Source organism: Brevundimonas sp. (genome assembly GCF_052436175.1).
Lineage (GTDB): Bacteria > Pseudomonadota > Alphaproteobacteria > Caulobacterales > Caulobacteraceae > Brevundimonas.
The window spans coordinates 1-19,057 of record NZ_JBQVNM010000011.1; the positions used below are offsets into that span (position 1 = coordinate 1).

18 protein-coding genes and 2 tRNA genes are annotated in these 19,057 nt (G+C 68.0%); 12 read left to right on the top strand and 8 right to left on the bottom strand.

Going from position 1 to position 19,057, the window contains the following annotated elements; all coding sequences use genetic code 11:
* Both ACT6QK_RS04435 and ACT6QK_RS04440 read right to left on the bottom strand, forming a co-directional pair.
* Nucleotides 1–960, bottom strand: a 960-nt coding sequence (locus tag ACT6QK_RS04435; protein WP_444596601.1) for a UDP-N-acetylglucosamine 1-carboxyvinyltransferase, incomplete at its 3' end; no start/stop codon positions are given.
* A gap of 104 nt (nucleotides 961–1,064) precedes the next feature.
* Nucleotides 1,065–1,304: a hypothetical protein gene (locus tag ACT6QK_RS04440; protein ID WP_444596602.1), complete on the bottom strand. Its 240-nt coding sequence runs from the start codon at nucleotides 1,302–1,304 to the stop codon at nucleotides 1,065–1,067.
* Between the two features lie 96 nt (nucleotides 1,305–1,400).
* Between ACT6QK_RS04440 and ACT6QK_RS04445 the strand changes: the two genes are divergently transcribed.
* Nucleotides 1,401–1,475: transfer RNA gene (locus ACT6QK_RS04445), tRNA-Thr, on the top strand.
* A gap of 121 nt (nucleotides 1,476–1,596) precedes the next feature.
* Here ACT6QK_RS04445 and ACT6QK_RS04450 read toward each other — a convergent pair.
* The 4 genes from ACT6QK_RS04450 to lipB all read right to left on the bottom strand — a co-directional run bounded on the left by ACT6QK_RS04450 (nucleotide 1,597) and on the right by lipB (nucleotide 5,156).
* The gene (locus ACT6QK_RS04450; RefSeq protein WP_444596603.1) at nucleotides 1,597–2,178 is read right to left on the bottom strand and encodes a hypothetical protein; all 582 of its coding nucleotides are present in this window, start codon (nucleotides 2,176–2,178) and stop codon (nucleotides 1,597–1,599) included.
* A 49-nt stretch (nucleotides 2,179–2,227) separates the two neighbouring features.
* On the bottom strand, nucleotides 2,228–2,716 hold the full coding sequence (gene msrB, locus ACT6QK_RS04455) for a peptide-methionine (R)-S-oxide reductase MsrB (protein WP_444596604.1): 489 nt from the start codon (nucleotides 2,714–2,716) through the stop codon (nucleotides 2,228–2,230).
* Nucleotides 2,717–2,788: 72 nt separating this feature from the next.
* Nucleotides 2,789–4,273, bottom strand: a complete 1,485-nt coding sequence (locus ACT6QK_RS04460; protein WP_444596605.1) for a hypothetical protein — start codon at nucleotides 4,271–4,273, stop codon at nucleotides 2,789–2,791.
* A 127-nt stretch (nucleotides 4,274–4,400) separates the two neighbouring features.
* On the bottom strand, nucleotides 4,401–5,156 hold the full coding sequence (lipB, locus tag ACT6QK_RS04465) for a lipoyl(octanoyl) transferase LipB (protein WP_444596606.1): 756 nt from the start codon (nucleotides 5,154–5,156) through the stop codon (nucleotides 4,401–4,403).
* A 74-nt stretch (nucleotides 5,157–5,230) separates the two neighbouring features.
* Between lipB and ACT6QK_RS04470 the strand changes: the two genes are divergently transcribed.
* From ACT6QK_RS04470 to ACT6QK_RS04505, 8 genes are all read left to right on the top strand, one after another.
* The gene (locus tag ACT6QK_RS04470) at nucleotides 5,231–5,482 is read left to right on the top strand and encodes a FliM/FliN family flagellar motor switch protein (RefSeq protein ID WP_444596607.1); all 252 of its coding nucleotides are present in this window, start codon (nucleotides 5,231–5,233) and stop codon (nucleotides 5,480–5,482) included.
* A 150-nt stretch (nucleotides 5,483–5,632) separates the two neighbouring features.
* Nucleotides 5,633–5,884: a four helix bundle protein gene (locus ACT6QK_RS04475; protein ID WP_444596653.1), complete on the top strand. Its 252-nt coding sequence runs from the start codon at nucleotides 5,633–5,635 to the stop codon at nucleotides 5,882–5,884.
* 79 nt (nucleotides 5,885–5,963) lie between these two features.
* Nucleotides 5,964–6,048, top strand: a tRNA-Leu gene (locus tag ACT6QK_RS04480).
* Nucleotides 6,049–6,199: 151 nt separating this feature from the next.
* Nucleotides 6,200–7,627 (top strand): magnesium transporter, encoded by a 1,428-nt coding sequence (gene mgtE / locus ACT6QK_RS04485; protein ID WP_444596608.1) that lies wholly within the window; start codon nucleotides 6,200–6,202, stop codon nucleotides 7,625–7,627.
* Between the two features lie 99 nt (nucleotides 7,628–7,726).
* The gene (locus ACT6QK_RS04490) at nucleotides 7,727–8,935 is read left to right on the top strand and encodes a glycoside hydrolase family protein (protein ID WP_444596609.1); all 1,209 of its coding nucleotides are present in this window, start codon (nucleotides 7,727–7,729) and stop codon (nucleotides 8,933–8,935) included.
* A gap of 62 nt (nucleotides 8,936–8,997) precedes the next feature.
* On the top strand, nucleotides 8,998–10,161 hold the full coding sequence (locus ACT6QK_RS04495) for an isovaleryl-CoA dehydrogenase (protein WP_444596610.1): 1,164 nt from the start codon (nucleotides 8,998–9,000) through the stop codon (nucleotides 10,159–10,161).
* 30 nt (nucleotides 10,162–10,191) lie between these two features.
* Nucleotides 10,192–10,377, top strand: coding sequence for a DUF3008 family protein (locus ACT6QK_RS04500; RefSeq protein WP_444596611.1), 186 nt, complete (start codon nucleotides 10,192–10,194; stop codon nucleotides 10,375–10,377).
* Nucleotides 10,378–10,449: 72 nt separating this feature from the next.
* The gene (locus ACT6QK_RS04505; RefSeq protein WP_444596612.1) at nucleotides 10,450–11,214 is read left to right on the top strand and encodes an exopolysaccharide biosynthesis protein; all 765 of its coding nucleotides are present in this window, start codon (nucleotides 10,450–10,452) and stop codon (nucleotides 11,212–11,214) included.
* Here the strand turns inward: ACT6QK_RS04505 and ACT6QK_RS04510 are convergent.
* On the bottom strand, nucleotides 11,211–13,073 hold the full coding sequence (locus ACT6QK_RS04510) for an AMP-binding protein (protein ID WP_444596613.1): 1,863 nt from the start codon (nucleotides 13,071–13,073) through the stop codon (nucleotides 11,211–11,213). The two genes, ACT6QK_RS04505 and ACT6QK_RS04510, sit on opposite strands and share 4 nt — an antisense overlap.
* 149 nt (nucleotides 13,074–13,222) lie before the next feature.
* Between ACT6QK_RS04510 and ACT6QK_RS04515 the strand changes: the two genes are divergently transcribed.
* Nucleotides 13,223–14,215: a winged helix-turn-helix transcriptional regulator gene (locus ACT6QK_RS04515; protein ID WP_444596614.1), complete on the top strand. Its 993-nt coding sequence runs from the start codon at nucleotides 13,223–13,225 to the stop codon at nucleotides 14,213–14,215.
* A 21-nt stretch (nucleotides 14,216–14,236) separates the two neighbouring features.
* Here ACT6QK_RS04515 and ACT6QK_RS04520 read toward each other — a convergent pair whose 3' ends face one another.
* On the bottom strand, nucleotides 14,237–16,441 hold the full coding sequence (locus ACT6QK_RS04520) for a TonB-dependent receptor (protein ID WP_444596615.1): 2,205 nt from the start codon (nucleotides 16,439–16,441) through the stop codon (nucleotides 14,237–14,239).
* Between the two features lie 138 nt (nucleotides 16,442–16,579).
* Between ACT6QK_RS04520 and ACT6QK_RS04525 the strand changes: the two genes are divergently transcribed.
* Complete coding sequence (locus ACT6QK_RS04525) at nucleotides 16,580–17,494, top strand: SDR family NAD(P)-dependent oxidoreductase (RefSeq protein ID WP_444596616.1); 915 nt, start codon at nucleotides 16,580–16,582, stop codon at nucleotides 17,492–17,494.
* 76 nt (nucleotides 17,495–17,570) lie between these two features.
* On the top strand, nucleotides 17,571–19,046 hold the full coding sequence (locus tag ACT6QK_RS04530; RefSeq protein WP_444596617.1) for a carotenoid oxygenase family protein: 1,476 nt from the start codon (nucleotides 17,571–17,573) through the stop codon (nucleotides 19,044–19,046).
* Nucleotides 19,047–19,057 lie beyond the last annotated feature (11 nt).

Below are 19,057 nucleotides of genomic sequence, written 5' to 3' on the forward strand. Positions count from 1 at the left end.
CATCAGGGCCATGAACTGGGCCTGCAGGTCGGTGGCGAAGCCGGGATAGACCTCGGTCGCCACATTGACCGCCTTCAACCGCACGGCCGGGTCGCGCTTGACGATCACGCCGTCGTCGGTCGGCGTCACCTCGACCCCCGCCTCGACCATCGGGTCCATCAGGGAGGCGATCAGCCCGGGCGCGGCCTTGGTCAGCCGCACCTCGCCCCCCGCCATGGCGGCGGCGCAGGCGTAGGAGCCCATCTCGATCCGGTCGGCGATCACCGCCCAGTCCGTCCCCTTCAGCGAGGTCACGCCGGTGATGGTCAGGGTGTCGGTGTCCACGCCCTCGATCTTCGCCCCCATGGCGGTCAGGCAGCGGACCAGATCGCCGATCTCGGGCTCCCGCGCGGCGCGGCGCAGAACCGTCGTCCCCTCGGCCAGCACAGCGGCCATCAGGGTATGTTCGGTGGCCCCGACGGAGACGAAGGGAAACTCGATCTCGGCGCCCTTCAGCCCCTTCGGCGCGACGGCGGACACATAGCCCTCTTCCAGCTCGATCACCGCGCCCAGGCGCGACAGGGCGTCGAGGTGCAGATCGACAGGCCTGGCGCCGATGGTGCAGCCGCCGGGCAGGGAGACCTTGGCGTGGCCGGTCCGCGCCAGCAGCGGCCCCAGGACGTTGAACGAGGCCCGCATCTGGCGCACGAGATCATAGGGGGCGAAGGTGGAGGTGATGTCCTTCGCGTCGAACAGGGTCTGTTGGCCGTCGGGGCCGTCGCTCTCGGTCACCGTCACACCGAACTGGCGCAGCAACTGGCCGAGGAATTTCGTGTCCGCCAGACGCGGCATATTGGTCAGCCGCACCGGCTGATCCGTCAGGATCGTGGCGGCCATCAGCTTGATCGCCGAGTTCTTGGCGCCGCTGACGGAAATGTCGCCGTAGAGGGGGCCGTTGCCCCGAACCGCTATACTGTCCATGTCGATCCTGAGGCGGCGCGCCGTCCGTGGCGCGCAGCGAGCCGGCTATCTAGCGCTCGCGAGGGGTTGGGCGAAAGAGGCCCGGGCGCGCCGGACGATGACTTTCAGTTGCCGCTGCTGGGGGGCGGCCGTTTCGGCGCCTTGCGGCGGCGCAGATTGTCACGAAGGGCGCCGGCCAGCCGCGCCGCCCGCGCGGTCTGCTCCGCCGAACGCGACGGCGTGGTCGTCACAGGCGTCGTCGGCCCGACCACAGCGGGCGTCGCGACGGCGGGCGCGGCGGTGACCGGCGCGGCCTCCTCCGGCGAGGGATCGACGGGGGCGGAAAATTCAGGACCTTCGGGCATGTCCGCATCAAGCCCCGGAATTCTTTCCGCGCCAAGCTGCTTTTCGGGCTTTCCCCCCGCCTTGCGTTTGGCTATACGGCCGCTTCCTCAGAACAGGCCGCCGTAGCTCAGTGGTAGAGCGCATCCTTGGTAAGGCTGAGGTCGTGGGTTCGATTCCCCCCGGCGGCACCATCTGAACTGAAAGGCCCGATCGCGAGATCGGGCCTTTTTCAGTTTCAGGCCCCGGCTGGCGCGCCATCTTCGGTTCCGGCCGTTCGCATGCGCCGCCCCCCTGACGAGGCGGAGACGCGCCTCAATCGTCGGCGGTGAAACCCGGCGCGCGCCTCGTGTCGCGATCCTTGTCCCAACTGAGACCCAGAGACATCGACTGGCTGCTGCGGCTCGGCGACCCGTAGAAATCGTCATAGGCGCTGAACGGCGACGCGCGGTCGCCGTAACCGTACACGCCCGGATAGCCATAGCCGTAGCCATAACCCCAGGGGGCGTTCTTGGTCTGGCGATAGCTCAGATCGACACGGCCGGTCTCGCCGAACGGGATCGAAACCCGGGCCCCGTAGGACGAATAGTCGTTCGTGCCGATGCCGGCGGTGACCTCGCCATGGATCTTGCGGTCATCGCGGAACGCGAAGGGGTCGCGCGTCGAATCGCCGAAGGGCCGCTCTTTCGGGGCCCGTTCGCCGACCCAGCGGTCGATCTGCTGGGCCGTGGTCAGGCCGTGCGGCGACAGGGCCTGGAGCGACACCGACGGCGCCTCCACGACCGGGGCCACGGCGTCGGCCGCGACCGACTGAACCCCGCCGGGCGCCGTCGCGATCACCCCTTCGGGGTCGTCGGATCCGGCCAGCAGGGACAGGGCGATCAGGGCGGTCAGCATCGTGATAATCCTCCAGCGGCCTCAGACTGGGCCGGGATTGCGGCGGGGTTCAGGCGAGGCCGTCTCCGCGTCGCAACGGATCGGGCAGGGCCTCGCCCTGGGGCACGAAGGTCAGGGCGACCGAGTTGATGCAGTAGCGCAGACCGGTGGGCGGCGGTCCATCGGGAAAGACGTGACCCTGATGTCCGCCGCAACGGGCGCAGACCGTCTCGATCCGCACCATGCCGTAGCTGGTGTCGCGGATCTCGCCGACGTGGTCGGGGTCAACCGGCTCGGTGAAGCTGGGCCAGCCGGTGCCGCTCTCGAACTTGGTGCCGGCCCGGAACAGGGGCAGGCCGCACTCCCGGCAACAGACGACGCCCGGCCGCTTTTCGCCCAGCAACACACCGCAGAAGGGCGCCTCCGTGCCGTGGGACAGCAGAACCCGCTTCTCCTCGGGGTTCAGGTCCGCCTCCAGAGCGGCGCGCTCGGCGTCGTCGGGCGGCGTCAGGTCATAGCCGGAGGCGGAGCGGAAGGGGGCGGCGCGTGTGTCTGTCATGTCTCCGAAATAGGAAGGGGCGGCCGGGAGTTCCACCCCGACCGCCCCCGAAAGCCTGACGGCCGTCGATTCCTAGAACAGCGTGCCGACCCAGGTCCGGACAGCCGCTTCATCCGCCGGGTTGCCCGTATAGACGAGCCCCTGGGCCGGGGTGAAGGCGGTGTTCGAGGGGCGCTGGCGCGACGTCCAGGCCTTGTGACCGTAGCTGAGGTCCGAATAGTTCGACGGCAGGCGCTGCACGGTCGGCTCGATGAAGATCGAATCCGTCGCCGTCGGCGAACCGACCAGACGCACGTTGGGCAGACGGATCAACAGGTCGAGGGTGTCCAGGCAGCCGCCGGCGCAACCGCCGTCGACCAGCACCACGACCGGTCCGGTCACCGGATTGGCTGCGCCCGTGTCCGGCACGGCGGGACGGCCGGCCAGGGTGAAGGTGGTCTGGCCCGAGGCCAGGGCGGCGTCGAAGGCGGCGATGATGGCGCGCGTCTCCTCGATCACCGGCATGGATTCCTGCACGAAGCGCGGATCGGCCTCCATCCGGCCCAGGGTGGCGGCGTACCAGGCGCGGTTGTCGGGGGTTGCGCGATAGGTGATTTCACCTGCGGCCGGCTGGCGGCTGACGGTGAACTCGGGCGTCCAGATGCGGTTGGCCAGGCCATAGCCGCGCGAGGTCGAGCTGTAGGACTGGCCGCGCGCGCCGCGCAGGTCCAGCACGAAGCCCTGCGGGCCACGCAGCGCGGCCGCCTGGGCCTCGACCTGGGCGTTGAAGGCCTCCCAGCCGGCGCTGTCGGCGAAGGAGTGGACATGCACCCACGGACGGCCGTTGACCGTCTCCACGCCCAGCGGGGTGGCCGGGGCGACGAAGACGGTGGCGCGATAGGCGGCTTCCAGATCCGCGATCACGCCGGGCTGCGCCGTCAGGCGGAATTCGCGGGCGCGCCGGTTGTTGACGCTGAAGTTGCAGGCCAGCGGCATGCCGGCGGTGAAGGGGTTGTTGCGATTCCACAGAAGGAAGGGAGCGCTGTTGACGCGACCCGCTTCGGAGGTCAGGTCGGCCTCCCAGCGGTCCAGCTTCTCCTTGGCCAGGTCCTCGGCGGTCTTGCCGCCGCAGTCGACCAGGGCGGCGCCCAGGGGCGGCGCGCCGCGGACCCCCTCCTTGACGTAGGTCACGACGTATTTGCCGCCCCGCCAGCCGGTGGTGAAGCCGGGCCAGCTCGTGGCGAAGAAGGGGCTCAGACCCTCGAAGCTCGGCGTCATTGCGATGTTCGAGTCGCGGAAACCGCCCGCATAGTAGCGCATCAGATAGGCATGGCTGTCGCCGCTGCCGGCGCGCCCGGCCTTCTCGAGCGAATCCGCCAGACCGGCGTCGATCCAGGACTGGAACGGGGCGCTGGCCGGGCCCGAAATGACCGCGGCCGGGTGGTTGGCCTTGAGCGCGTCATGCGCCGCCTGCAGGTCCTGGCGCGCCAGGGCGCGGAAATCCTGGGCCGCGACGGCGCCGGCGGACACGGCGAGGGCGAGAACAGCCGTAGAGGCGGCGAGCAGACGATGGATCACAGGGAGCTCCAGATAACCGGTCGCAGAAGGGAGACGTGCGTTAAACCTTTCCCGGCCGTGATTGCCAAGTCCGAACCGCCCGCCGTTGATGCAGATGCGACATCAACGCCGTCGAATGCGGCAGGTTTCAGGCCGGAGCGCGGCCGACCGTCACGGGCCCGAAAATCCGTACGAAGGCCGATTTTAGCGCGTCGTCGGCCTCGTCCATCGTCGCGGGCACGCCCAGATCGACCAGGCTGGTCACACCGTGCTCGCGGATGCCGCAGGGCACGATGCCTCCGAAATGATCCAGGTCCGGCTCCACATTCAGGCTGATCCCGTGGAAGGTCACCCATTTGCGGACCTTGACCCCGATCGCGGCGATCTTGTCCTCGCGCGTCCACAGGCCGCCGTGATCGTCCGGCCCCTTGCGTTCGACCCAGACCCCGACGCGACCCTCGCGGACCCCCGCCTCAACACCGAACCGGTCCAGCGCGCCGATCAGCCATTGCTCCAGCCCCCGCACCAGTCCGCGCACGTCCCGGCCCCGCGCATTCAGGTCCAGCATGACATAGGCCACCCGCTGGCCGGGCCCGTGATAGGTGAACTGCCCTCCCCGTCCTGTCCGATGAACGGGGAACCGGTCGGGCGCCAGCAGGTCGTCGTCCCTGGCCGAGACCCCGGCGGTGTAGAGGGGCGGATGCTCCAGCAGCCAGACCAGCTCGGCCGCCTCTCCCGCCGCGATCGCCGCGACCCGCGCCTCCATGGCCGCGACCGCCGCCTCATAGGGCACCGGGGCGTCGGACACCGCCCATTCGACCGGGCGGCCGTCCTCGCGCATCCGCCTCGCATCGGACGGGGAGCCGGGCGAAGAATTCGGAGGGCTTAACGGCTCGGCAAGCATGATCCCTTCAATGTGGTTGCGGAGCCGCGCACACAAGTCCTTCGCCCGGCCCGCGACGACCGCCAGAGTATGCCGTGAGCCAGATCAACGCCGTCAATGTCGAGATTTCCGTCGTGCTGGGCCGCTCGGTCCTGCCGATGGCGCAGCTGTTGAAGATGGGTCGCGGCGCCGTGATCCCGCTGGACGCCTCCGAACACGACGAGGTCTGGATCCTCGCCAACAACCACCCTGTCGCCCGCGGCCAGATCGAAATCCGCGACGACCGCATCGCGATCACGGTCACGCGCCCGGCGGACGTTTATGACTTCATGGCGGGGGCGGCCTGAGGCGAGGCAACAGGCAACAGGCAACAGGCAACAGTGAATGTCTGAAATCCGAAGCCATCGCGACCTGCTTGTCTGGCAAAAGGCCATGACCCTTGCTCAGCACACGTATCAGGCCACTCGAATTTTCCGCGAGAAGAAGTCTTCGGCCTGATCTCTCAGGCCAGGCGCGCCGCCGTTTCCATCCCAGCCAATATCGCCGAAGGATATGGCCGAGGCACACGTGCTGCCTACGTCAGCTTCCTGCGCATCGCGCGCGGTTCGCTGCTGGAACTGGAAACTCACATCGAACTGGCCGCACGGATCGAACTTTTGACCGATGCTGAAGAGACGGCGCTTTTGAGCAAGACAGACGAACTCGGTCGCATGCTTCACAGCCTGATCTCCAAGGTCGGCAAAACCTGACTTCTGTTGCCTGTTGCCTGTTACCTATTGCCTGTTGCCTCTGCGAACGACCTCCGCTATCAGCCCCGCTCCGATGCGAGCGGTCGTGGCGGAATTGGTAGACGCGCAGCGTTGAGGTCGCTGTGGGGCAACCCGTGGAAGTTCGAGTCTTCTCGACCGCACCATCGCCAAGTCGAAATCGGACCTGACCGACCCGGTCGGGCAGGTCTCAGATTTCGACCGGGTTTGAATCTGGAGCATTTTCCAAAATGCTCCAGACGAATCAGGGATATTAATCGGCGCTACCGGCTGATCATCATCGAGAGGGAGGACCGCGTGAGCGACAAAGCCGCCACTCTCGAACCTGACGTCACTCCCATCGCGTTCGAGGTCGAGGACCACGAGGCGCTCGATGAGGACTATGTCCTCACCGCCGCCTTCGTCGAAAAGGTCGTGGACGCCGCCGACGACGGCGACGGCATGCGGCTGCGGTCGTTGCTGGAGGACCTGCACCCCGCCGACGTCGCCGACCTGATGGGCTTCCTGACGGCCGAGCATCGCGCCGTCGTGGTGCTGTGGCTGCCGCCGGAACTGCTGGCCGAGACCCTGCCCGAACTGGACGACGGCATCCGCGAGGAGGTGCTGGAGCGCGTTCCCGCCGGAACCCTGGCCGAGGCGCTGCAGGAACTCGATTCCGACGACGCCGCCGCCGTGGTCGAGGAGATGGAGGACGACCAGCGAGAAAAGGTGCTGTCGGCCATGCCGGCCCCGGATCGAGCGGCCATCGAGAGCTCCCTGTCCTATGAGGAGGAGTCCGCCGGACGCCTGATGCAGCGCGAGGTCATGGCCGCGCCCCAGTTCTGGACCGTCGGCGACACCATCGACCACGTCCGGGCCCAGGGCGATGATCTGCCCGAGCTCTTCTTCGACGTCTATGTGGTCGATCCGGTGAACCGCCCGGTCGGCGGGGTGGCGATCAGCCAGCTTCTTCGCGCGCCGCGCAACACCCCCCTTGCCGAACTGATGGAGCCGATCAACGAGATCGCCGTCGACCAGGACCAGGAAGAGGTCGCCTACATCTTCGAGAAATACCACCTGATCTCGGCGCCCGTCGTCGATGCGGGCGGTCGGCTGGTCGGCCAGATCACCGTCGACGACATCGTCAACATCATCCAGGAGGAGAACCGCGAGGACATCCTGCGTCTGGCCGGTGTGGCCGACGAGGATCGCGGCTCGTCCGTCCAGGAGATCGTGCGCGGTCGCGTGCCCTGGCTGACCATCAACCTGGCCACCGCCGTCCTGGGCGCCAGCGTCATCGGCTGGTTCGAGGGCACCATCCAGCACATCGTCGCCCTGGCCATCCTGATGCCGATCGTCTCCGCCATCGGCGGCAACGCCGGCACCCAGGCCCTGACCGTGACGGTGCGGGCCCTGGCGACGCGTGAGTTGAACAGCTCCAACGCCCCGCGAACCTTCTGGCGAGAGATGGCGGTCGGCCTCGCCAACGGCCTGATCCTGGCCCCCCTCATCGGTCTCGCGGCCGGTTTCTGGTTCCGGGGCGAGGACTGGCGGATCGGTCTGGTGATCGCCGCCGCCATGGTGCTGAACCTGCTGGTTGCGGCCTCGATCGGCGTCCTGACCCCTCTGACCCTGTCGAAGCTCAAGTTCGACCCGGCGGTCTCGTCCGCCGTCTTCGTCACCGCGACGACCGATTTCTTCGGCTTCCTGATCTTCCTCGGCCTGGCGACCATCGTCCTGCTCTGATTGGCCGTTATCGGCTCGCCCCTTGCGTGAACCCGCTTCAGGCAAGCCGTCCTGTGCCGTATTGGGTCAATTCCCGTGTCCGAACCCGTCATGCCGCGAATGAAGATCTCCCGCGAAGGCGTCTTGCTGATCAAGAGCTTCGAGGGCTTCCGGCCGCGCGCCCAGCTCGGCTCCGACGGGTGCTGGATTGTGGGCTACGGCCACACGGCCTCGGCGCGCGAGGGGGCGACCATCAGCGAAGCCGAGGCCGAACTTCTGCTGCAATACGATCTGATCCCGGTTCAAACCGCCTTGGTCGAGGGGCTGACCCGTCCGGTCAATCAGCACCAGTATGACGCCCTGGCCAGCTTCGCCTTTTCGGTCGGGACCGAGGCCTTCCGCGCCTCGGACGTGCTCGCGCGGGTCAACTCGGGCGCCGAAACCCAGGCCGCAGAGGCCCTGGTCGCCTGGCCCGAGCCGCCGGTGCGCGACGCCGGCCTGCGCCGCCGGGCCGCCGAGCGGGCCCTGTTCAAGGCGGACCCGGCCTCGGCCGTGACCCTGTCCGATCTCCTCGTCGCGCCCGTCTCCGGCACGGAACCGAGCCCCGCGCCCGAGGCTCCAGCGTCCAAGGCCCCGGCGGCCGAGATCGCCGACGAAGTGCCCATCTTCGCGCCCGAGGCGCCCGCCGTCGCCTTCGAGGTCGCCGCGAACGTCGGTCAAACCGGCTCGGTTCTTTCGGTCGCACAGCCGGCCGATCCTGCGGCCGAAGTCTCGCCGCCTTCGGTGACGGCGCTGACTCCGTCCCCTGCGGACGTCATCCAGGGCGCGCTGTCCGTCACGGCGGTCCCCGCGACATCCACGAGCCTTGCCGCCGATCCAGTCACCGGGGCGGTCGCCCCGAGCCAGCCTGTGACGCCCGGCGTGCTCGACGAGGCCGCCGCGCAGGGCGAGCTTCAGACCACCGGCGTCCTGGCCGAAGGCGCGGCCCTGACCACACCGCGGCTCGTTTGGCCGGACGGTCAGGGGGCGAACGTCTCGTTCGAGAACCAGGGTCGTCTCGACCCGGTCAACGACCGGGACGTCCCGACCGAGCCGATCGACGCCGGGACCTCGGGCTTCAGCTGGGGGCGGGTCTGGGCCTATCTGGTGATGGGGGGCTTCGGACTGGTGTCTCTGGCCATGTCGATGGCGGCCCTGCGCATGGCGTCCATGGCCGACACCGACACGACGAGCATCCTGGCCATCGCCGGCGTTCTGGCGGCTATCGGCGCGATCTGCGTCGGCGTCTCGGCTTACAACATCTATCAGCGTCTCAGCGACGACCGCTGAAGCCCGTGGATGCGACGGCGCCCCTCTCGCGGCCCGGGTCGGCTTCGTGCTAACCCGGCGGCATGAGCATTCCCTTCGCCCCCCAATCCATGGATTTCAGCCTCGGCGAGAACGCCGACATGATCCGCGAGACCACCGCCCGCTGGGCCGCTGACCGTCTGGCGCCGCGCGCCGCCGAGATCGACGAGACCAACACCTTCGCCCGCGACCTGTGGCCCGAGATGGGCGAGCTGGGGCTGCACGGGATCACCGTCGAGGAAGAATTCGGCGGCCTCGGCATGGGCTATCTCGAACATGTCGTGGCCATGGAGGAGGTTTCCCGCGCCTCCGCCTCGATCGGCCTCTCCTACGGCTCCCACTCCAACCTCTGCGTCAACCACATCCGCCGCTGGGGCAATGCCGAGCAGAAGGCGAAATACCTGCCCAAGCTGATCTCCGGCGAGCACCTGGGATCGTTGGCCATGTCCGAGGCCGGCTCCGGCTCTGACGTGATGTCGATGCGCACCCGTGCCGAGAAGAAGGGCGACCGCTACGTCCTGAACGGCACGAAATTCTGGATCACCAACTCCCCCACCGCCGACACCCTGGTCGTTTACGCCCGCACCGGCGAGGGCAACGGCGGCGTCACCACCTTCCTGATCGAGAAGGGGATGAAGGGCTTCAGCGTCTCCAGGAAGCTAGACAAGATGGGCATGCGCGGCTCCGACACGGCCGAACTGGTGTTCGAGGACTGCGAAGTCCCTGAGGAGAACGTCATGGGCCCCGTCGGCGGCGGCGCCGGCGTCCTGATGTCCGGCCTCGACTACGAGCGCACCGTCCTGTCGGGCGGCCCGCTGGGCATCATGCAGGCTGCGCTCGACGTCGTCCTGCCCTACGTCCGCGAGCGCAAGCAGTTCGGAAAGGCCATTGGCTCCTTCCAGCTGATGCAGGCCAAGGTCGCCGACATGTACGTCGCCCTGAACTCGGCCCGCACCTACGTCTATGCGGTGGCGCGGGCCTGCGACGCAGGCAGGACCACTCGCTACGACGCCGCGGGCGCTATCCTGCTGGCGTCCGAAAACGCGGTGAAGGTCAGCCTCGAGGCCGTTCAGGCCCTCGGCGGCGCCGGCTACACGAAAGAATGGCCCGTCGAACGCCTCGTCCGCGACGCCAAGCTCTATGACATCGGCGCCGGCACCAACGAGATCCGCCGCTTCCTCATCGGCCGGGAACTGTTGGGCAGCTGAGACCTTCCCCATGGCGGAAGGAGCCTCTCGATGCCCGCAAAATCCGCCGCCCAGCAGAAGGCCGCCGGCGCCGCCCTGAGCGCCAAGCGCGGCGATACGCCCAGGTCGAAGCTCAAGGGCGCCTCGAAGTCGATGGTCGAAACCATGACCGAAAAGCAACTCGAAGACCTCGCCCACACCAAACGCGCGGGAAAACCCGAGCACGTCAGGAACTGACTCTGGCGTCGCGGCACACTGCATCCTAAGTGTCGGCCGGACCAGATGGGTCCCCCTGGTCCCCCGTTCCGCATGTCCCTGATCGAGCCGCCCGAACCCCGTCCCCGGGCCTTCTCCGAGGTGCTGGAGTCGCTTGGTTACGGCGCGTCTCCCAAGCTGACGCTGGATGAGTTGGTCGAGGCCTTCGGCGACCGGGGTTTCGGGGCCTTGATCCTCGTACTTTCGCTTCTCGCCCTCCTGCCATGGCCCCCGGGCGGCAAGGCCGTCTTCGCCGTGCCGATCGCCTTGCTGTCGCTGGAACTCGCGTTGCAGCGAGATACCGTCTGGCTGCCGCGCTGGGCGCTCAGGGCGTCGGTGCCGAGAGACGCCTATCGAGCCCTCGTGTCCACGCCTCTCGCCGCGCCCGCCTGGCTCCGCCGGTGGATTCTGACGCGGAGATTCAACCTCGGTTTCGGCGTTTATGTTTTCTCGCCCTGGGTGAGACGCGCCGTTCGCCGTCGGCCCCAGGGTCTCAGCATGCTTCGTGGCCTGCGACGCATGGAACAGCTCACCAAGCCGAGGATGGCCCCGCTCACCGGGGAGATCGCCGACACGATCATCGGGCTTCTGTGTGTGCTTCTCTCGATCGTCATGGCCCTTCCCATTCCGCTGGGCGACGCCTTGCCGGGCGTGGCGCTCGTGCTGTTCGCGCTCGGCATGATGCAGCGTGACGGCGTCGCGATTATTCTGGGCGCCTTGGCCAGCGCAGCCTGCGGCCTCTATCTCTTTGTCATCTGGCGCACGGTCGCCGAGGCCGTCCAGCATATTGCCGGCTGGTTCGGGCAACTGGCGGGCTAAACGCGCAGCACGTCCGCCCCGGGTTCCCGCGCATAAAGCCGTTCGACATCAGTCGCGCGCCGTTTCAGCACCGCCGCGCGATTGATCGACCCCTTGTCAGACACCTCCTGCCCCCCGACGCTCGGGAGCTCGGACAGGAACAGCAGTCGCGCAATCCGCTCGGTCTGGCCGGGATGGGCCGCGTTGTGCCGGATCAGACCCTCGCGCGCCGCCGCCGCGACGCCATCGCCGCCCAGCCGCGCCCAGGCCGCATCGTCAGGCCAGGCCATGAGGGCCAGCATGTCCTGCCCGTCGCCGCACACCACCACGTCGCGGAACAGGCCCGGACAGGCGGCCAACACCTGTCCCCTCACCCGCCCGCCGGCCACGAAGGCGCCGTTGCCCAGCTTGAACTGCTCGCCGGTCCGGCCCGCGAAATACAGGCCCTCCAGAGGCCGATCCGGATCGTGGAAGTCGGCCAGGTCGCCCATCCGCAGATACCCCTCCTCGTCGAAGGCTTCGGCGTCGCGGGCGGGGTCGTTGAAATAGCCGGGGGTCACGCTGGCCGCCTTGACCCGGACCTCATAGGCCTGACCGGCCGGAACCAGTTTCAGGCTCGCGCCCGGGACCGGCAGGCCGATCCCGACCTTGTCGCTCTCCCACCAGGTGTAGCTGATCGCCGAGCCCGTTTCGGTTGAGCCATAGCCCGAGACGAAGACGAACCTCTGGCCGATCGTCTCCACCGCCAGCTTCTGAAACCGGTCATGCAGGGCCTGTGGCAGGCCAGCCCCGCCGAACAGCATGGCGCGCAACTCGCTGAAGAAGACCCGACGCAGCGCCTCATCCGTTTCCAGCGCATCGGCCAGCAGGGAGTAGCCCAGCGGCATGGTGCCGTAGAACCTCAGCGGCAGTTCGCGCAGGTTCCTCAGGGTCTCGCCGAAGGCCTGGGCCGTCGGCCGTCCGTCGTCGATATGCAGGGTCCCACCCATGTGGGTGACGTTGGTCAGCAGGCTCGAGCCCGCGATATGGCTCCATGGCAGCCAGTCCAGCATGACCCCGCCCCAGGCGAAGACGTCGCCCATGGCCTGGGCGCCGCTGACGGTGTTGCCCGTCATCATGGCCTGGGTATGGACCACCGCCTTGGGTCGGCCGGTCGAGCCGGAAGTCAGCAGGTAACGGGCCGGGGCCGTGGGATCGAGCCCGGCGACGCCGCGACCGACGCCCTCGACATCAGGATCGGCCAGCACTTCGGCCAGATCGACGACCTCCGGCCCGATCTCCAACGGCGCGCCGCTGACCACCACCGCATCGGACGGCGCGACCGCGCGGATGGCCTCGGCGAAGGCCGCGCCCTGTTCGGCGAAGATCACGCCCGGCCGGATCAGGTCGACGACATGCCGCAACCGCTCGAAGCCGGCCTCCCCATCCGTCGCGCCCAGGGTCGAATAGTTGACGCTGACCGAGCAGACCGGAACGCCCGCCGCGATCCCGCCGAACATCCAGGCGGCGTGGACGGGAGAATTCTCCGACAGGACCAGCACCGGCCGATCCGCCGTCGCCCCGATCCTGCCAAGCCAGGTCGCCACGGCCGAGACATCGGCCCGCCCCTGGCCATAGGTCAGGGGAACCCAGTCGCCCCGCCCGCCGTCGGGCAACAGGGCCCGACGCGCGATCCAGACGCGGTCGGGGTCACGGTCCGCCCAGTCCCAGAAGGTCTTCAGCAGATTGGCCTCGAAAGGCTCCAGCGGCGCCTGGGCCGACAGGATGCGCACCCCGTCGGGCCGGGCCTCGATCTCCAGCCCGACATCGCCGAACCGCACGGGCCGACACGGCGCGTCGCGCCAGTTCGTCCCTGTCTCGCCTGTCGCCGCTGCCGTCATGTCCTGGCTCCCCGACCCGTTGGGGCCTCATCGAGACCTATGCTCCCGGTCTCTCGTCTAGCCCCCTCCGACTGACTTGCAAATCAGGATTTATCTTGGCGATTCCGGCCGCGTTTCCCCTTGCGGCAAAAGACCGATAAAACGGGGCGGTGAACACCAAGACCGAATCCCCGACAAACGACGCCGCCACCGGCCCCTCCACCCGTGATCTCATCATGGGCAACCCGACCGCCCGGGCTTTCGCCATCACGGGCGACGCCTGGACGCAGTTGATCCTGCGCGAGGCCTTCTACGGCGCGCGCCGCTTCTCGGTCTGGCGCGAGCGGCTGGGCATTCCGCGCAGCGTGCTGACCGACCGGCTGAACCGTCTGGTTGCGGCGGGACTGCTGGAACAGCGCGGCGCGCCGGGCTCGGCCACGCGCATGGAATACCGCCTGACAGAGATGGGGCTCGACATGTTCGGCGTCGCCGTCATGCAGGGTCAGTGGGAACGCAAATGGGCGCGGTCGCCGCTCCAGGAACGGTATTTCCTGGCCTTCTACGACCGCCAGACCGGCGAGCGGGTGGTGCCGGCCATCTTCGATCACGAGCGCGGTCATCCCGTCGATGTCCATCATGTGCGCTGGGAGGCGAACGCGGGCCTGACCCCGATCGCGCCCCCGACCAGTCGCCGCCGGCGCACCAGCCCGGTGGAAACCGACCGGCCGATCATCGACCGGTCCACTGACATCATGGGCGACTACTGGAGTTGGGCCGTCCTGGCCGCCGCCTTCTTCCGCCTGCGCCGCTTCGACGAGATTCACGAGGCGCTGGGCGTCGCGACCAACATCCTGGCCGATCGGCTGAACCGGATGGTGCTGCACGGGGTGCTGAGAAAGGACCTCTACCAGAAGGCCCCGCCCCGGTTCGAATACCGGCTGACCGAGGCGGGCCTGGACCTCTTTCCGATCATCATGGCCATGCACGGCTGGAGCGAGCGCTGGCTCTGCCCGGACGGTCCGCCCCTGCATCTGATCGACACCCAGACCGGAGAACCGATCAAGGCCGTGGTCTGCGACCTGGGGTCGGGCCGCGCCCTCGACCCGCGCAACATCCGCTGGGAGGTCGAGGCGGCGACGCCAGTGGAAACCGGCGCCGCCTGATCCTCGTCAGAACCGCTTCGCCTAGAACCTCTTGGACAGGGCCACGCCGAACGACCGCGGCGCGCCGAAGACGCTGAAGCCGATGCCCACGTTCTTGATGATGTGGGTCTGATACTCGGTGTCGCCGAGGTTCTTGCCGTAGACCGCCAGCTTCAGCCCGCCCGCCGTTTCATAGGAGATGAAGGCGCTGGCCAGGCCGTGGGCCGGGGATCGCACCTCGGGGTTGTTGGATGGATCGAAGAAGAAGTCGTCCTGCCACTGATAGTCCGCGCGCGCGGCCAGGACGCCGCCCGCCACATCCCATTCGCTGTCGATGTAGAGGGTGTACTGGCTGTCGGGCGAGCGCGGCAGGGTCAGGCCGTTGTAGGGCAGGATGGAAGCCCCCGACACGGCGTTGGACGTGTATTTGGCGTCCAGGCTCGTATAGGAGCCGCCGAAGGTGATGTTCGACGTCACCGCCAGGGCCGTCTCGATCTCATAGCCCTTGACCTCGGCCTCGGCGTTGGAGGTCACCAGGTTCAGGCCCAGCAGCTCATAGACCTGCAGATCCTTGTAATCGAGCTGGAAGGCCGCGGCATTGAACCTCAGCCGCCCGCCGAGCACGGTCGACTTCAAGCCGATCTCGTAGTTGTCGAGCAGTTCGGACTTGATCGGCGTGGCGGCCTGAACCGCGCTCTGGGCCGTCGAGACGAAGGACCCGGCCTTGTAGCCCCGGTCGTAGCTCGCGTAGAGGCGGATGTTCTCGATCGGCTCGACCGAGAGGGCGACTTTCCAGGTCGGCTCCTCGAAGGTCTTGGCGCCGTCAGTGGCGTAGGGCGAACCCGTCGGTCCCAACGGGATGCCGACCGGCGGATTGGCGCCGTTGTCGTTGTCCACCGCCGTCTGGGTGATCTTGCGTTCGTCGTGCGTCCAGCGCGCGCCGAGGGTCAGCTCCCAGATGCTGGCGAACGGAATGTTGGCCTGACCGAACAGGGCGTAGCTGGTGTTCTCGGCCTGCTGGGTGAACAGGGTGTCGCCCCCGAACGACGGCGGCGCGATCGGCAGGGCGGCGGACACGATGAAGCGTTCGGACCGGTCCACATTCTCGCGGAAGGCATAGACGCCCGCGACCCACTGGACCGCCGATTCCGGCTTGGAGACGAAGCGGAACTCCTGGCTGAACTGTTCGGACTGCTCCGACGCCTGGTCGTCCACCAGAAGCGGGAAGCCCGGGAACGGCAGGCCGCCCAGGTTGTCGCGCCACTTGTAGTCGTTGTTGCGGTAGGAACTCAGGGAGACGAAGTCGAACTTCTCGCCCTCATGCTCGACCCGGCCCGTCAGGCCGAAGTTGAACCGGTCCTGATAGTTGCTGGGCGAGGAGAAGCTCTGGCGCACGTCCAGCCCGGCTCGCAGGCTGTTGATCAGGGCGACGAAGGCCGGGGCGGTCGAGGCGGTCGTCACAGGGATGCGGGCGTGGCCGTCCATCTCGTCCTTGGACACATCGACGCCGACCTGCACCTTCCACGGCCCGGCCATGTTCAGCACCGACAGGCGCGCGCCCCAGGACGTGCCGCCCTCCAGCCCCTCGCCGGTGGGCACGTTCTCGGCATAGCCGTCGTTGGTGTTGTAGCGGAAGGCGAGGCGGGCGGCGGCGTCCGGGCCCAGTTGGCGGTTGACCACGCCCTCGACGCCGTATTCGCCGAAACTGCCGGCCCGCGCCGTCAGGTCGGTGGTGTTCTCCAGCACCGGCCGGTTGGTGTAGATGTTCAGCGCTCCGCCCGAGGCGTTGCGGCCATACAGGGTCCCCTGCGGACCGCGCAGAACCTCCACCCGCTGGATGTCGAGAAAGGCCAGGGCGCTGGCCCCGGCCCGGCCGATGGAGACCTCGTCGATCGAGACACCGATCGACGGATCGCTGGCCGCCGAGTCGCTGGTCGTGCCGACGCCGCGGATGAAGACCTGCGGCTCGCCGATGTTGAACTGGGTCAGGGTCACGCCCGGCGCCTTGCCGACCACGTCCTGGATACCGGTGGCGGCGGTCCGCTCCAGGGTCTCGGCGCCGAAGGCCGTGATGGCGACCGGCACCTCCTGCAGGCTCTGTTCGCGCCGCTGGGCGGTGACGATGACCTCGTCGAGCGTCACCGCCTGATCGTCGTCCGGCGTCTGCTGTGCGAGCGCCGGCGTGGCGAGCCCGCCGGCGAAGATGAGCGCCGCGACGGACGCGGCTGTGGCGTGGATCCGTTTCATTCTCTGTTCCCTCCCCAGGGTTCCTGGCGCGTCTTCCGTTGGCCGGACTTGACGATGCACGGTGAGGCTTGCGCCAATGGACCAGTTTTGCAAGTCTTTTTACGAAAGTCGCATGAAGCGACGCCGTGGGAGGCGCAGATGACCGATCGATCGCTTGAGGGCCGCGTGGTGGTGGTGACCGGCGCGGGACGCGGGCTGGGGCTGGCCTACGCCCTTGATCTGGCGGCGCGCGGCGCCTCCGTCGTGGTCAACACCCGTCCCCGCGCCTCGGGCGGCCCGGCCTCGGCCGAGGCGGTGGTGGAACAGATCGTCGCATCGGGCGGCAAGGCCGTCGCCTGCCCCCTGAGGGTCGAGGCCGATGACGCCGGCGAACGGCTGCTGGAGGCCGCCCTCGCCGCCTTCGGCCGCATCGACGGACTGGTCAACAACGCCGGGGCGCCCGAGGCGAAGAGCCTGCACAAACAGACCCTGGCCGACATCCGCAGCGTGTTCGAGATCAACTATTTCGGCACCCTCAGCGCTACCCTGCCGATCTATCGCCACATGCGGGACCAGAGCTCGGGGCGTATTCTGATCACCACCTCGGCGGCCGGGCTCTATGGGGTGCACGGCATGGCCGCCTATTCCTCGTCCAAGGCCGCGTTGATCGGTCTGGCCCGGGTGATCGCCCTGGAGGGCGCGTCGCGAAACGTCTTCTGCAACGCCGTGGCGCCCTACGCCCTGACCGGGATGACCGAGGGCTATGTCTCCGAGGAGATCGGCGCGGCCCTGCCGCCGGAATACGTCGCGCCGGTTGTCAGCTGGCTGATGACCGAGGGCTGCACCCTGAACGGGGAGACCCTGGTCGCCGGGGCCGGCAAGGTCCGTCGCGCGGTCCGGATCGAGGGGCCTGGCGTGGCCTTCGATCATCCCGAACGCCTGGCGATCGACGACCTGATCGCCGCGCAGGGGCCGATGCTGTCGCTGGAGGGCTGGACCCTGCCGCCGAACGGCAACGCCTCGTTCGACGCCTTCCTCGCCGACAAACCGCCCCGGGTCGTGGCGGTCTCGTGACTTGCATTAGGAACCCTTACTTGCGTTAAGAAACCTATCGCCGTAGGTTTTACATCTGGACGGATCGGAGATTCCCGTGGCCGACGACGCGACCCTCGCTTCCCGCATCGACAACGCCTCGTTGATCGGGGTGAATGAGATGAACCCCTATCTGCAGGGCCTCTACGCCCCTGTTTCTACCGAGACGACGGCGCTGCAGCTCGATGTGATCGGCGAAATCCCCCGCGATCTGCACGGCGCCTTCGTCCGCAACGGTCCCAATCCCGCCCATGCACCCGAGGGGCTGCACCACTGGTTCGACGGCGACGGCATGGTCCACGCCGTCTATTTCGAGAACGGCAAGGCCGAGTATCGCAACCGCTGGGTCCGCACCGCCGACTACAGCGCCGAGGCGGCCGGCCAGATGATCACCGCCGGCGGGGTCATGCTGCCCTCGGCCCGCGCCCGGCCGGGATCCGGTCGCGGCGACCTCGTCTACAAGGACACGGCCAATACCGACCTGGTCTTCCACAACGGCTCGCTGATGGCGCTGTGGTATATCTCCGGCAAGCCGGTGCGCGTGGACGCCCGGACGCTCGAAACCCTCGGCGACGAAAGCTTCGGCGGCGCCCTGCCCCGCCACGTCTCGGCCCACGGCAAGGTCGACCCGAAGACCGGCGAGTTCTGCTTCTTCGACTATTCGCTCTACGAGCCGTGGATGACCTTCGGCGTCGTGGACGCCAACAACAATCTGACCAACTTCCAGAAGGTCGATCTGCCCGGGCCGCGCCTGCCGCACGACATGGGTCTGACCGAGAACTACATCATCCTGCACGACCTGCCGGTGGTCTTCACCGAGGGCGGCCTGCGCAACAGCCAGTGGCAGATCAAGGTGGCCGACCAGCCCGCCCGCTTCGGCGTCGTGCCGAAAGGCGGCCGGGGCGATCAGGTCCGCTGGTTCGAGACCGAGACCTGCTACATCTACCATGTCGTCAACGCCTGGGAGGACGGCGACGAGGTGGTCATGACTGCCTGCATGATGACGCCGAACGGCTATCCGCCCAACCCGGCCTATGGCCCCTATGCCGCCATGGTCAACGTCCTGGCCCTCAACGCCGTGCCCGTCGAATGGCGAATGAACATGGTCACGGGCGAGGTGAAGAAGCGCATCCTCGACGACCGCATCGGCGAGTTCCCGGTGGTCAATCTGGACTACACCGGCCGCAAGTCGAAGTGGTCCTATCACGTCTCCATGGCGCCGCAGGAGCTGCAGCGGTTCGACGGCCTGTTCAAATATGACCTCGGAACTGGCGCAGCCCAGACGTGGAAGTTCGACGAGGGTCTGGGCGGCTCCGAGCCGGCGTTCGCCCCGCGCATTGGCTCGACGGCCGAGGACGACGGCTATGTCATCGTCTTCACCACCGACGCGGCGACCGGCGCGTCCGAGGTCCAGATCCTGAACGCCCAGGATTTCGAGGCCGGCCCCGTCGCCCGCATCCCCCTGCCCGCCCGCGTGCCCGCCGGCTTCCACGGAACCTGGGCGCCCGGCGACCAGATCAACGCCGCCGCCTGACCGGACCGTTC

Coding starts and splice junctions, on each gene's coding strand:
- ACT6QK_RS04440 (WP_444596602.1), bottom strand. CDS start 1,304: ATGCCCGAAGGTCCTGAATTTTCCGCCCCCGTCGATCCCTCGCCGGAG.
- ACT6QK_RS04450 (WP_444596603.1), bottom strand. CDS start 2,178: ATGCTGACCGCCCTGATCGCCCTGTCCCTGCTGGCCGGATCCGACGAC.
- msrB (WP_444596604.1), bottom strand. CDS start 2,716: ATGACAGACACACGCGCCGCCCCCTTCCGCTCCGCCTCCGGCTATGAC.
- lipB (WP_444596606.1), bottom strand. CDS start 5,156: ATGCTTGCCGAGCCGTTAAGCCCTCCGAATTCTTCGCCCGGCTCCCCG.
- ACT6QK_RS04490 (WP_444596609.1), top strand. CDS start 7,727: ATGAAGATCTCCCGCGAAGGCGTCTTGCTGATCAAGAGCTTCGAGGGC.
- ACT6QK_RS04495 (WP_444596610.1), top strand. CDS start 8,998: ATGAGCATTCCCTTCGCCCCCCAATCCATGGATTTCAGCCTCGGCGAG.
- ACT6QK_RS04500 (WP_444596611.1), top strand. CDS start 10,192: ATGCCCGCAAAATCCGCCGCCCAGCAGAAGGCCGCCGGCGCCGCCCTG.
- ACT6QK_RS04505 (WP_444596612.1), top strand. CDS start 10,450: ATGTCCCTGATCGAGCCGCCCGAACCCCGTCCCCGGGCCTTCTCCGAG.
- ACT6QK_RS04510 (WP_444596613.1), bottom strand. CDS start 13,073: ATGACGGCAGCGGCGACAGGCGAGACAGGGACGAACTGGCGCGACGCG.
- ACT6QK_RS04520 (WP_444596615.1), bottom strand. CDS start 16,441: ATGAAACGGATCCACGCCACAGCCGCGTCCGTCGCGGCGCTCATCTTC.
- ACT6QK_RS04525 (WP_444596616.1), top strand. CDS start 16,580: ATGACCGATCGATCGCTTGAGGGCCGCGTGGTGGTGGTGACCGGCGCG.